Origin of the sequence: Nocardia sp. NPDC046473, from assembly GCF_040645995.1 — a bacterium.
In the GTDB taxonomy this organism is placed as follows: domain Bacteria; phylum Actinomycetota; class Actinomycetes; order Mycobacteriales; family Mycobacteriaceae; genus Nocardia.
In genome coordinates this window covers 285,259-297,164 of sequence record NZ_JBEYZJ010000008.1, presented here as the reverse complement: position 1 = coordinate 297,164, position 11,906 = coordinate 285,259, and the positions used below count along the sequence as shown (strand labels likewise).

Below are 11,906 nucleotides of genomic sequence, written 5' to 3'. Positions count from 1 at the left end.
GTCGCGATGCCGAATGCGCACATCAAACGCCGAATGGTCCTGCTCGGAGCGGGTGCCCTCGCGGTGGCGGCCGCCTGCTCGACCGAGCGCTCCAGCTCCGACGTCGTCCGGACGACCTACGGTCCGGTCCGTGGCAAGCGCCGCGACACCGGCATCGCCTTTCTCGGCGTACCGTTCGCCCGGCCGCCGGTCGGCGAGCTGCGATTCGCCGCGCCGGCACCGCCCGCACCGTGGACCGAAACCCTGGACTGCACCGCGTATGGGCCCACCGCGCAGCGCAAGCCGATGGGCGAGGTGACGACCATCCCGGAGCCGAGCGTCCCGGGCGACGCCATCCTCAGCGTGAACGTCTTCACCCCCGACCCGTCCGCGCGCGGCCTGCCGGTGCTGGTGTGGATCCATGGCGGCGGGTTCGTCGCGGGCAGTCCGGCCAGCCCCTGGTATGACGGCGCGGCGTTCAATCGTGATGGCGTGGTGGTGGTTTCGGTCGGCTACCGGCTCGGGATCGACGGCTTCCTGCACTTGGAAGGCGCTCCCGACAACCGCGCCGTGCTCGATTGGATCGCAGCCCTGCAGTGGGTACGCGACAACATCGCGTCATTCGGTGGCGATCCCGCCAAGGTCACCGTCGCCGGTCAGTCCGCGGGTGGCGGCGCGGTCTGGGCGCTGATGGCCACCCCCTCCGCGCGCGGGCTGTTCCGCGCTGGAATCTGCGCCTCGGGCGCGGTAACCCAGCCGAACGACCATGCTGCCGGACTCGCCGTGGCCGACCTGTTCACCCGGCGCACCGGCGTGCCCGCGACCGCCGCCGCACTGCGCGCCCTGCCCGAGAACACGGTGCTCGATATGCAGGACAAGCTCCAAGCGCCCGGGCCGGGCAGCGATACCGTGCCGATGCTCGGCCTGGCCCCGTTCGCCGACGGCAAGCTGATCCCCGAAGCGACGCCGGCCATGCTGAAAGGCAGTGCAGGCGGCGATATTCCGCTGATGCTGGGTTTCACCCGGCACGAGTTCAACATGGCGGCAACGATGCTGGCGCAGAACCCGGCCGCAGCGGCCGCCAGCCCGATCGCGCAGGCCGGGAACGGCGTCGACCTGGACGCCTACCGCGCCGCCTATCCCGGCGCCGACGCGACCGAACTCGCCGGACAGGCCATCAGCGACACCATCATTCGCGGCCCCTCCTACCAGGTCGCCGAGGCGCGCGCCCGACTGAACCAGCCCACCTGGCTCTACGAATTCGTCTGGACCTCAACGGCTCCCATGTTCAACGGAATGGCGGCGCACTGCCTCGACCTACCGTTCGCCTTCGACCTGCTGCGCGCGCCCGGCGTCACCGAGGCCGAGGGGGCCGCGCCGCCCCAGGCACTAGCCGACGCGATGCACGCGGCCTGGGTCGGCTTCATCAAAGACACCGCCCCCGGCGCGAATTGGCCCCGCTACACGCTGGACAAGCGGCAGACCATGATCTGGTCCGACCGAAGCCATCTCGAATCCGACCCGTTCGCCCAGCAACGCCGAATCTGGACTTGACGAAACGCGGTTGCTTTCGCGACAACGGGGTACCTCCGGGGCACTATCAGGAGGTTTCACCATGTTGGCGATAGCTGCCGCCGTCTCGTTCGCGCTCGCTCTGCTCTTCGATCTGACCAAATCCACCCTCGGCGACACCGTCACCGCAGGCACCCTCACCACTCTCGGACTACTGCTCATTGCGCTGCACCTCGCCGGTGTCGGCACCGGAAGCCGCTCGTTCAACTTCCGCCGCACCCGCCGGTAAGCGACTGCAATTCCGGCTCGGCACAACGCAATCGGTGATCAATGCAACGGTTGCCCGGCTTCGTCGTCGGCTCGCTCGGTTGCCACGAGCCGACGACGAGGCGCCGGGAAGAATCGACTGGTGACGGCTTGGTAGCCGGCGTAGTCGGACCGCGACTTCAGGCTGTAGTGCTCTGCGGGAACAGCACCGGTGTAGTAGACCAACGTGTTGTAGAGCGCCCTGGAGATGCCGAACAGGCCGACCAGCGTGATGATCCACACCACGATCGAGGTGTCGGAACGTCGGTCCAGCAGCGTCGGGAGCACGAGCAGGATCAGCGCGTTCCACTGCATCCATTGACCGAAGTAGTTGGGGTGTCGGCTGAATCGCCACAGCCCGACATCACAGCTGCGCCGGATCCCCTGCTGTCGGCTCAGCGCACCGAAGCGGGCCTTCTGCCAATCCGCCAGTGATTCCATCCCGTAGAACAGTCCCCAGACGACCAGCGCGACGATCTCCACCGGACCGAGGGAACGCGAACCGGCGGCGGCGAGTAGCGCTGGAATGGCGAGGATGCCCATGTTGGCCACGCCCTGCAACATGATCTCGACCAGTATCGACAGTCGTTCGCTGCGCAAACCCGCACGCGCCCAACGCCTTCGCTGATAGCGGTAACGCGCCATCTCCTCGGTCAGTCCGCCGGTACCGACCAGCCGCACCGCCCAGATGCCCATCCGGCCGCCCATGGCCAGATAGATGACCGCGACGGCCAGCGTCAACGGGGAACTGAGGTCACCGAACACGAGGGTCAGCACGCCGAGTGCCGCCAGACCCCACGGCCAGGCCAGGTCGACGTAGGTCATGAATCCGGTGCGATAGGCGGGCACACACGCCATCGCCACGAAGATCACCAGTTGCACCACCAGATTGGTCACCGCGAACGCCCGCATATCCGACTGCCACGCCAACGCAGTAAATACGCCCGCGGCAGCAAGGTAATGCGCGATTCGCGCTTGGGTCACCGACATCGGCTTCCCCTTCCTTCCTTGGATGAGACACCTATGGTTACGTGTCTCCGATAGTTGAGACACTAGATGCATGGTGTCCCAGTCGCAAGGCGGGTGTATAACTAATCGCTGGAGATAAGAGCAGCCCAGGTGGTCATCGGCTAGCCTGGCGCTAAACTTGTGTGAGACACTCACTAGGTGATGTCTCAGCAGCCGGCCCCTTTCGCATCGGACGATCCGCTGCTCACGGTCGCGATCGCGATGTTCGAACGCGACGGCTGGATCGACCTGCGCTTCCTGGCCAAGGCGGCCGGCATCGGCCGGGCCACGCTGTATCGCCGATACGGGGACCGCGACCGAATCCTCGGCGAGGTCGTCTGGGCCTTGGCGGCACCGAACATCGCGACCATGCGTCCGAAATTCCGGGGCCGCGGCGTGGACGGCGTCGTCGAAATGATCGGCAACCTACTGCACACCAGCGCCGCACATCACGGCATGCGCACCTTCGTCGCCCAGCACACCGACACCGCCCTGCGGGTGATGACCTCCCAGCACGGCGTCATCCAACAGCGGTTCATCGCCGGCATCGCCGACACCATCCGCCGGGAAATCGGCGAACCCCCCGACATCGACGCCACCACCCTGGCCTACGCGATCACCCGGCTCGGCGAATCCTTCTACTACCGCGAACTCATCACCGGCGACCCGCCCGATATCGACGCCGCCACCGTGATCATCCGCCGACTCCTCACCTACCCCACCGTATGACCTCATCCGGTGAAGGATGATTTCGTCCGTTTCAGTGCAGGCGACTTCCCTCGGTCCCGCGCTCGAGCGGGTTCAATAGCAAGGATGAACGCTCGCGACTTGCGCCGTGACGCGCTACACAATCAGCAGGAACTGCTTCGCGCAGCGACGGCTGCGTTTCATCGCGAAGGTCTGCGTGTGCCGATGGCGACGATCGCCGCCGATGCCGGCGTCGGAATCGGCACCCTCTACCGACATTTCCCCACCCGTGAAGACCTTTTGAGCCACCTGACCCACCGCTCCTTCGAGCAGGTGCTCGCCAATGCCGAAGTGGCCGAACGCGAAGGCGCGACTCCGGCCGACCGCCTCGAACTGTTCATCGACGCCGCCATCCGCCAACGCAACGAACTCGTCCTGCCCCTCAACGGCGGACCACCGGTCACCGCCCCCGAGACCGCCGCCCTTCGCGAACAGATCTACAGCCACGTGCAACGGATCATCGACCAAGGCATTGCCGATGGGACACTGCGCCCTGGCACCACCCACGACGAGATCATCGCTTTCGGCGCCTTGGTCGCCCAGCCTCGCCCCACCGACCCCGAGTGGGACGCCACCTGCCGCCGCCTGGTGACCATCTACCTACGCGGCATCCGCCGAGATCCCTGAACCCTTGCAGTGGGCCGGGCTTCCGGTCCGAGGCGGCGGGAAACCGGTGGTGGGCAACCGAATACGCGCATACCGTAGCGGTAGAACCCATTTCGGAATTCTCGAGGAGCTGATCGTGGTCGCACGATCTCGGTCATCGATCTCCGCGAGATGCAGGTGACGGCCACCGAACCGGTCGGCGACGGACCGCACGGTCTGGTCTACCTCTGCGCCGACGACACGACCGGGTAAATCCACGCTCGGCGACCCGCGCCTATCGACACCAGGATGCGGCATGCCGTGGATTACAGATTGGGCGTACATGCCAATTCTGGTGTGCTGTCGGGATCCAGCGCGCGCAAGGTGATCGTGGCCACCCGTGGCGAATAAGGCAGGCCGTTGTGTGTGGACGTGTCGAGCGGGCAGCCGTCCTGCAGCAGGACGTTGTGCACGATGGCACCCGGCCCCTCGGTCAGATAGGTGGCGTAGAACGGCGTGCTCACCTCGTCGTATCGGGTGGCGATCACGGTGTATTCGACCCCGGGAACGGTGTCGCCGTCCGCGTTCAACTGCATGAGGTAGGGCGAGCCGGATAGTTGCTCGAGGCCCCCGGGGCCGATGAACTCCTGCAACAGCGGCAGAAAGCCCGAACTCAGGTGCTGCTGGACAGCGACGGCGAGGCTACCCAGTCCGAGCAGCGTTGTGCCGTGATTGGTGGCGCCGAAGGTGATGACCTTCCCGACCTTGTTCGCGGCGGGATCCTGCGGGTCGGCACCGCCGCCGTCCTTCAGGTATTGGCGAATGACCAACCCGCCGTGGGAATGTCCGATCATGTCCACCTGACCGGCGCCGGTCGCCGCGAGCACCCGCTCGACGAAGACGGCAAGCTGGCGTGCGGATTCCGTGATCGGTCCGACGGCGCCGATCCACGGTTGCACGAGCCCGGCGCCGGCGATGTCGGGACGACCGTAGTTCAGTGCGAAAACGCAATAACCGGCCTGAGACAACTGCGGGGACAGGCGCGAAAAGCCGCCTAGGGCACTGCTCCAGGAGCCGTGCAGCAGAATGACCGGCCGCGGATGTTCCGCAGTGGGCTTGCAGGCCCAGTCGTTTGCCCCCTGCGGCGCGAGATCGGTATCGCCCAGCATCCCGTAGCCGATCCAGGCGGCGTCACCCTGCGGCAGGACCGGACCGTAACCCGCGGTGTCGGACGCATGCGTCGCCATCTCCGGTGCCGGATCCGCCGTGGCGGTCCCGGACACCGGACCGAGTGACATCACGGCGACCACTGCCACCACCGCACATCCCCAGCGTGCCATCGCCTTTCCCTTCCCTGCCGAACTGACCGGGACGAACAGCTATCGCCCAGTAAACTACACCCGAGTCAGTCCGAATCCAGTCAGGCGAAGGCGGTGGGATGGCGGCTCCCCGACCTCCGGCGTCTGTCACACCCGCTACGCGACAATGCGCAGCGGATGTTCGAGCAGCTCCTTCAGATGCGCGAGGAACTGGGCCGCGACAGCGCCGTCGATGGCGCGATGGTCCGCGGACAGGGTGACGCGCAGGATCTTGCGGGTAACCACATCGCCGTTGTCGAGGCGCAGTTCGTCGGTGGCGGCGCCGACGGCGAGGATCGCGGACTCGGGTGGGTTGATGACGGCGGTGAAGTGCTCGATGCCGAACATGCCGAGGTTGGAGATGGTGAAGGTGCCGCCGGACATCTCTTCGGCGCGCAGTTTGCGGTCGCGGGCGCGCGTCGCCTTGTCGCGGCTGTCGGCCGCGATCTCGGAGACGCTCTTGCGGTCGGCGTCACGGATCACCGGCACCAGCAGGCCGGCCGGGGTCGCGACCGCGATGCCGAGGTGGATGCCGTTGTGGCGCAGCAGTTTATCGCCAGCGAAGCTGACGTTGACCGAGGGGTCCTTGCGCAGGGTGCCGGCGACCGCCTTGACGAGCAGGTCGTTCACGCTGACCTTGCCCGCGCCCGCCGCCGCCAGCGTTTCGTTGATCTGCGCACGGAAGGCCAGCAGGTCGGTGACGTCGATCGCACTGGTCAGGTAGATGTGCGGGGCCTGCTGCTTGCTCTCGGTGAGGCGAATCGCGGACACCCGCTGGATGTTCGTGAGCGGGATCTCTACATAGTCGCCAGACGCCGAAATACCTTGGCCAGCAGGGGCACTCACGGTCGAGACGGCGCCAGCGGTGGTCCCGGGCGCCGGGGTCGAGGAGGCCGGGGCCGCGGGCGCCGGATCAACCAGCGCGGCGGACGCGGATCCTGCGGCCGCGGATGCCGAGCCGCCGTTGCGATGAGCCGCCTCGACGTCCTGCCTCGTGATCCGACCACCTGGACCGGTGCCGACAACCGCAGCGAGATCAACACCCAACTCGCGCGCGATCTTGCGGGCAAGCGGCGATGACTTCTTCCGCTCGCCCGGCTGCGGGGCAGAGTCCGCCTGCACCGAATCAGGTTGCGCCCCAGACGTTCCCGAGACAGAGCTGGTGGATGTTACCTCAGCGGCAGCCGGACCGGAGCTGGCCGGACTCGCCTGCGGCACAGCACTCGCCCCACTGCCGTCGCCGACAATCGCGATCGCTTCACCGATCGGAATGCGCGTACCCGGCTGGGCGAGAATCTGTTCGAGCACCCCGTCCTCGTACGCCTCGAGCTCCATCAGCGCCTTGTCGGTCTCGATCTCGGCAACAACCTCGCCGCGGGTGATCTGGTCGCCGACCTGCTTCAGCCAGGCCGAGACCACACCGTCCTCCATGGTGTCGGAGAGCCGGGGCATAGTGATTTCAGGCATTGTGTCCTCAGTTCCCGGTTCTCAGCGCCGACGGCCCACGGCCGCAAGCGTTTCCACCGCGGCGGTGTAGAGCGAATCGGCGGACGGCAGCGCGAGCCGCTCCAGCGGCTTGGCGTACGGCAGCGGAACCTCCGCCATGGCGACGCGACGAACCGGCGCGTCGAGGTAGTCGAACGCCCCGTCGGAGACGGAGGCCGCGACTTCGGCACCGATACCGTAGGTGAGCCAGTCGTCCTCACCGATCACCGCGCACCCCGTCTTGCGGACGGACGCCACGATGGTGTCGCGATCCAACGGCCGCAGGCTACGCAGATCGATCACCTCGGCCGAAATACCCTCGCCAGCAAGACGTTCGGCCACCTGCGTGGCAACGGTGGCCATGCGCGAGTAGCTGATCAACGTGATGTCGGTACCCTCCCGAGTGACCGCCGCCTTGCCGATCTCGACGGGCGGAAGATTCTCCGGCACTTCACCCTTGGTGTTGTAGAGGGAGAGATTCTCCAGAAAAACCACCGGATCGTCGTCCTCGATCGCGGCCTTCAACAACGCCCGCGCATCGGCGGGCGTACTCGGCGCCACCACCTTCAAACCGGGCACGAACGCGTAATACAACTCGATGTTCTGCGAATGCGTCGCACCGAGCTGCTGGCCGCCACCGCCGGGCATCCGGATGACCATGGGCACGCAGGTCTGCCCGCCGAACATGCCGTAGATCTTGGCGGCGTGATTGACGATCTGATCCAGCGCGAGCAGCGAGAAGTTGATCGTCATGATCTCCACGACCGGCCGCAGGCCGAGCATGGCGGCACCGACGGCCGCGCCGACGAAACCCTCCTCGGCGATCGGGGTGTCGCGCACCCGCTTCTCGCCGAACTCGGCGAGCAGGCCGGCGGTGATCTTGTAGGAGCCTTCGAAGACGCCGATCTCTTCCCCGATCAGGAAGACATCGTCGTCGCGCCGCATCTCCTCGCGCAGGGTTTCGCGCAGCGCTTCGCGATAGGTCATAACAGGCACAGTTCGGGTCCTCAGGCGGTGAAGAGCGGATCGGCGGGCAGGCGGCGGGAATCGCCGGGCACCGGGGTGGCGTAGTTGTAGTCGAACAGGCTCGACGGGTCGGGATGCGGGCTCGAGTCGGCGAATTCGACAGCGGCGGCGACACTCTCGGCCACCTCGCGCTCGATATCGGCCACCGATTCTTCGGTCAGCACCCCGGCATCCAGCAATCGGTTCTGCCACAGCACGATCGGATCGTGCTCGCGCGCCGTGGACACCGCATCGTTGCTGCGGTACTTGGCCGGGTCCACCACCGAATGCCCCTTGAGCCGATAGCTCACGGCCTCCAGCAGCGCCGGTTTCCCTTCGCGGCGAGCGGCTTCGATGAGCTCGCTCGCCATATCGCGCACCGCGAGCACATCGGTGCCGTCCACCCGCTCACCGCGCATCCGGTAGGCCGCGGCACGCTTCCACAGATCCGGTTCGGCCGAGGACTTTTCGACCGTGGTGCCCATGCCGGTCTGATTGTTGATCACCAGGAACACCACCGGCAGCCGCCACAGCGCCGCGATATTGAGCGACTCGTGGAACGCGCCGATGTTCGTGGTGCCCTCCCCCATCTGACACACCACCACCTCGTCGCCGCCGCGGTAGTCGATGGCCAGCGCCGCGCCGACGGCGAGCGGAACCTGGCCGCCCACAATGGCGTAACCGCCGAGCAGGCGGGTCGCGGTGTCGTACATGTGCATCGACCCGCCCCAGCCCTTCGAGGTGCCGGTGGAGCGACCGTAGAGCTCGGCCATCACCCGGCCCGGTTCGATGCCCTTGGCCAGCGCGTAACCGTGTTCGCGGTAGTTGGTGAACAGGTAGTCGGTGGGGCGCATGGCCGCGCCGAGGCCGACGACGGTGGCCTCCTCACCGAGATTGAGGTGGCAGTAGCCGCCGATCTTGGCCTGCTGGTAGCTCTGCGCGGTGCGCTCCTCGAAGCGCCGGACGAACAGCATGTCGTGGTAGAGACCGCGCAGGGTGTCGGGATCGGCTGCCGCGAAAGCGGATTCGGCGACGGTCTCGACAGGCTTCGCGGGCTTGCGGGTGCTCTTGCGCGGTGCGGTGGTCGTTGTCATCAGCGGATCCTCAACGCTTCTTGCGCGGCGCGATGTGTACCGGCAGTCCGAGTCCGGCCAGCGCCGTCTCCATGCCGATCTCGCCGAGGGTGGGGTGGGCGTGAATGGTGTCGGCCAGCTCGTCGAGCGTCGCCTCCAGCGAGATCGCCAGCGCGCCTTCGGTGATCAGATCGCTGGCCGACGGGCCGATGATGTGCACGCCGAGCACCTCCCGATGCTGTTGCCCGGCAACGATCTTCATGATGCCCTCGGTCTCGCCGAACGTCTTGGCCCGCCCCAGCGCCGCGAACGGGAACTTGGCGGTGATCACCTCGTGCCCGGCCGCACGGGCGGCCTCTTCGGTCAGGCCGACGCTGGCGATCTCCGGGTGGGTGAAGGTGGCGGCCGGGATCACCGCGTAGTCGATGTGCGCGTCGTGTCCGGCGATCACATCGGCCGCGGTGATGCCCTGATGCGAGGCGACATGGGCGAGCAGCGCCCGCCCGGTCACGTCGCCGATGGCGTACACGTGCTCGACCCCGGTCCGCAGCTGGTCGTCGACCTCGATGAAACCGCGTGTGTCCGTGCCGATTCCGGCGACGTCCAGGCCGAGGTCGGCGGTGTTGGGCCGCCGGCCGACGCCGACGAGCACCACATCGGCGTCGAGCTCCCGCTCCTTGGGACCCCCCACCGACACGCGCAGCCCGGCACCCTCCGCGATGGCGGTGACGGTGGCTCCGGTCAGTACCTCGATGCCGCGCTTGCGGAAGGACCGCCCCAGCGCCGCGCCGATCTCCTTGTCCTCCAAGGGAACCAGACTATCCTGCATCTCCACGACGGTGACCTGGCTGCCGAACGTGGCGAACAGGCTGGCCCATTCCGCCCCGACCGCGCTGCCGCCGATGACCACCAGCCGCTTCGGCACCTCGGTCAGCCCGAACGCACCATCCGAGGTGACCACACCGGGCAGATCCGCGCCCGGAATCGGCAGCCGCGCCGGCACTGAACCGGTCGCGACGATCACGTCCCGCGCGCTCATCCGGCGCACCGCGGCACCAGGTGCGGCGGCATAACGTGGGCCACCCTCGAAGATCGGCGACGCGCCGGTCTCGTGCACCTCGACCGTGGTCGGCGCGGTGAACCGGGCATGCCCCTCGATCACCGTCACCCCGTTGGCCTTCAACAAGCCGGCCACACCGTCGGTGAGCTCCTTGACGATGCCGTCCTTACGCTGCCGCACCGCGGCGAAGTCATAGCGAACATTGTCGGCATAAACACCGAATTCGGCTGCGGCGGTGAGGGTGTGGAACACCTCCGCGGAACGCAGCATCGCCTTCGTCGGGATGCAGCCCCAGTTCAAGCAGACCCCGCCCGGACGTTCCTTCTCCACCAAGCCGACCTGGAGACCGCGCTGCGCGGCCCGAATGGCGGCCACATAGCCGCCCGGTCCGCCGCCGATCACCAGTAGATCGAATTCCGGCACTCGTGGTGCTCCTCATCTCGACGATTGCGACCCGTCCCGGTTGTGGCGTGGATCGTTCTGATGAGTCTTGCTGGCCGGAATTGCACAAACAATCTGCCGAAAGCCCAGAAATAGGGGCGAGAAAATGGGCGCAGCGCCCAATGAGAAGGAGGCCGGATCCGCTCAGTCCGGTGTGGGCACGCCGAGTTCCAGCGCGGCCAGCGCCAAAGAAAGTTCCAGGTAGCAGCGTTGCCCCTCCAGCGAACGACCGAGCAGCGCCGAGATTCGCTGCAGCCGATTGATCACCGTGTTGCGATGGCAGTGCAGCCGCGGCGCGGCGTTGGCGGCCGAACAGTTCTCGGCCAGCCAGGCGGCCAGCGTCTGCAGCAGCACGTCGCGCTCCTTGGCCGGCAGTGCAAGCACCGGCCCGAGCGTGCGGGCCACCATCAACTCGGTCAAATCGGGCGAACGCAGCAGCAGCGCCTCCGGGTAACGCTCCTCCAGTAGCACCAAACCCTTTGTCGCCGTTGGCAACGTCTCCAGTGCGAGCATGGCGAGTGCGTGCGCGGTATCGATCTGCGCCAGTCCCGGCACCGACGGCGACGCTGCCGCCTGCCCCAGCACGCGCGACCGGATCTGCTGCAGCACAGCGAAACTGTCCCGCAACTCCAACGAGACCAACCCGACCGTGGAGTCCACCCGGTCATGCCAGACCGAGCGAATCCCCAAGGCCGCCAACGCCGTTTCGGTACCGAGCTGCATGACCGGACGGATGCCGCGCACCGCCACCACCAGGTAGGCGCCGTGCGCGGGCAGATTCAGCTCACGCGCCGCCCGTGCCGCGAAGGTCGCGTCGTGCGCGCGGCCGGCCAGCAGATCCTCGATCAGCCCGTGCCTGCGCCGCTCGTCCCGGCGCACCTGCTCCAGCTCGGTGTTGCGATAGGAGGTGACCAGCGCCGAGGACATGCCGTCGATGACCGACCAGGTGGCCACGCCGATCTCCCGGAACTCACCGGGCGCGAGATCGTCGGCCCGGTCGAGCAGGGCCTCCCAGACGATCTGCCCGCCGAGCCGGAACGTCCGCAGCATCACCTCCAGCGGCACACCCTGCGCCGCCCGGTTGCGGCCGATGGCCGCGGCGACGTCGTCGCGATCCGGCACGCTCACATCCCCGGCCAGCAGATCCAGCACCCGGGTCAGATAGCTGCGGCATCCGTTGCGCAGCTCCTCCCGGCTGACCGGCGAGTAGTCGGTCCACTCCGGGATATCGGTGAAGATCGCCGAGATCAGCCGCCGGGTCAGCACCGGAATCTCGGCCCGGCACGCCGCGGCCAACTGCCGAATACCGGCAGTCGGACCGGTGTGCTCAGGTGCCGCCATAGCGGT

At 67.2% G+C, this 11,906-nt stretch carries 11 protein-coding genes; 4 read left to right on the top strand and 7 right to left on the bottom strand.

Annotation, left to right across the window (positions count from 1 at the left end):
• Positions 1-6: 6 nt before the first annotated feature.
• Positions 7-1,533, top strand: a complete 1,527-nt coding sequence (locus ABZ942_RS29065; protein ID WP_357387420.1) for a carboxylesterase family protein — start codon at positions 7-9, stop codon at positions 1,531-1,533.
• 61 nt (positions 1,534-1,594) lie between these two features.
• Entirely contained in the window at positions 1,595-1,780 is a 186-nt protein-coding gene (locus ABZ942_RS29060; protein WP_357387418.1) for a hypothetical protein, read from the top strand.
• A gap of 38 nt (positions 1,781-1,818) precedes the next feature.
• Here the strand turns inward: ABZ942_RS29060 and ABZ942_RS29055 are convergent, their stop codons facing one another.
• Complete coding sequence (locus tag ABZ942_RS29055; protein WP_357387416.1) at positions 1,819-2,787, bottom strand: DUF1295 domain-containing protein; 969 nt, start codon at positions 2,785-2,787, stop codon at positions 1,819-1,821.
• Between the two features lie 180 nt (positions 2,788-2,967).
• On the opposite strand from ABZ942_RS29055, the gene ABZ942_RS29050 reads away from it, so the two are divergent.
• Together ABZ942_RS29050 and ABZ942_RS29045 are read left to right on the top strand one after the other, a co-directional pair.
• Positions 2,968-3,534, top strand: coding sequence for a QsdR family transcriptional regulator (locus tag ABZ942_RS29050; protein ID WP_357387945.1), 567 nt, complete (start codon positions 2,968-2,970; stop codon positions 3,532-3,534).
• 84 nt (positions 3,535-3,618) lie between these two features.
• Positions 3,619-4,179 (top strand): TetR/AcrR family transcriptional regulator, encoded by a 561-nt coding sequence (locus tag ABZ942_RS29045; RefSeq protein ID WP_357387414.1) that lies wholly within the window; start codon positions 3,619-3,621, stop codon positions 4,177-4,179.
• 284 nt (positions 4,180-4,463) lie between these two features.
• Here the strand turns inward: ABZ942_RS29045 and ABZ942_RS29040 are convergent, their stop codons facing one another.
• The 6 genes from ABZ942_RS29040 to ABZ942_RS29015 all read right to left on the bottom strand — a co-directional run bounded on the left by ABZ942_RS29040 (position 4,464) and on the right by ABZ942_RS29015 (position 11,900).
• On the bottom strand, positions 4,464-5,477 hold the full coding sequence (locus ABZ942_RS29040; RefSeq protein ID WP_357387412.1) for an alpha/beta fold hydrolase: 1,014 nt from the start codon (positions 5,475-5,477) through the stop codon (positions 4,464-4,466).
• A gap of 135 nt (positions 5,478-5,612) precedes the next feature.
• A complete protein-coding gene (locus tag ABZ942_RS29035; RefSeq protein WP_357387410.1) occupies positions 5,613-6,962 on the bottom strand; it encodes a dihydrolipoamide acetyltransferase family protein in 1,350 nt (449 codons plus the stop codon).
• Positions 6,963-6,983: 21 nt separating this feature from the next.
• Positions 6,984-7,967 carry an alpha-ketoacid dehydrogenase subunit beta gene (locus ABZ942_RS29030; protein WP_357387408.1) on the bottom strand — a complete coding sequence of 328 codons (984 nt, stop codon included), beginning with the start codon at positions 7,965-7,967 and terminating at the stop codon, positions 6,984-6,986.
• 20 nt (positions 7,968-7,987) lie between these two features.
• Complete coding sequence (pdhA, locus tag ABZ942_RS29025) at positions 7,988-9,079, bottom strand: pyruvate dehydrogenase (acetyl-transferring) E1 component subunit alpha (RefSeq protein ID WP_357387406.1); 1,092 nt, start codon at positions 9,077-9,079, stop codon at positions 7,988-7,990.
• Between the two features lie 10 nt (positions 9,080-9,089).
• Positions 9,090-10,541 (bottom strand): dihydrolipoyl dehydrogenase, encoded by a 1,452-nt coding sequence (gene lpdA / locus ABZ942_RS29020; protein ID WP_357387404.1) that lies wholly within the window; start codon positions 10,539-10,541, stop codon positions 9,090-9,092.
• A 162-nt stretch (positions 10,542-10,703) separates the two neighbouring features.
• Positions 10,704-11,900 (bottom strand): helix-turn-helix domain-containing protein, encoded by a 1,197-nt coding sequence (locus ABZ942_RS29015; RefSeq protein WP_357387402.1) that lies wholly within the window; start codon positions 11,898-11,900, stop codon positions 10,704-10,706.
• Between the last annotated feature and the right edge of the window lie 6 nt (positions 11,901-11,906).

Bases quoted from the DNA above. Each gene is read 5' to 3' on its own strand.
- ABZ942_RS29065 (WP_357387420.1), top strand. From the start codon at position 7: ATGCCGAATGCGCACATCAAACGCCGAATGGTCCTGCTCGGAGCGGGT.
- ABZ942_RS29060 (WP_357387418.1), top strand. From the start codon at position 1,595: ATGTTGGCGATAGCTGCCGCCGTCTCGTTCGCGCTCGCTCTGCTCTTC.
- ABZ942_RS29055 (WP_357387416.1), bottom strand. From the start codon at position 2,787: ATGTCGGTGACCCAAGCGCGAATCGCGCATTACCTTGCTGCCGCGGGC.
- ABZ942_RS29050 (WP_357387945.1), top strand. From the start codon at position 2,968: ATGTCTCAGCAGCCGGCCCCTTTCGCATCGGACGATCCGCTGCTCACG.
- ABZ942_RS29045 (WP_357387414.1), top strand. From the start codon at position 3,619: ATGAACGCTCGCGACTTGCGCCGTGACGCGCTACACAATCAGCAGGAA.
- ABZ942_RS29040 (WP_357387412.1), bottom strand. From the start codon at position 5,477: ATGGCACGCTGGGGATGTGCGGTGGTGGCAGTGGTCGCCGTGATGTCA.
- ABZ942_RS29035 (WP_357387410.1), bottom strand. From the start codon at position 6,962: ATGCCTGAAATCACTATGCCCCGGCTCTCCGACACCATGGAGGACGGT.
- ABZ942_RS29030 (WP_357387408.1), bottom strand. From the start codon at position 7,967: ATGACCTATCGCGAAGCGCTGCGCGAAACCCTGCGCGAGGAGATGCGG.
- pdhA (WP_357387406.1), bottom strand. From the start codon at position 9,079: ATGACAACGACCACCGCACCGCGCAAGAGCACCCGCAAGCCCGCGAAG.
- ABZ942_RS29015 (WP_357387402.1), bottom strand. From the start codon at position 11,900: ATGGCGGCACCTGAGCACACCGGTCCGACTGCCGGTATTCGGCAGTTG.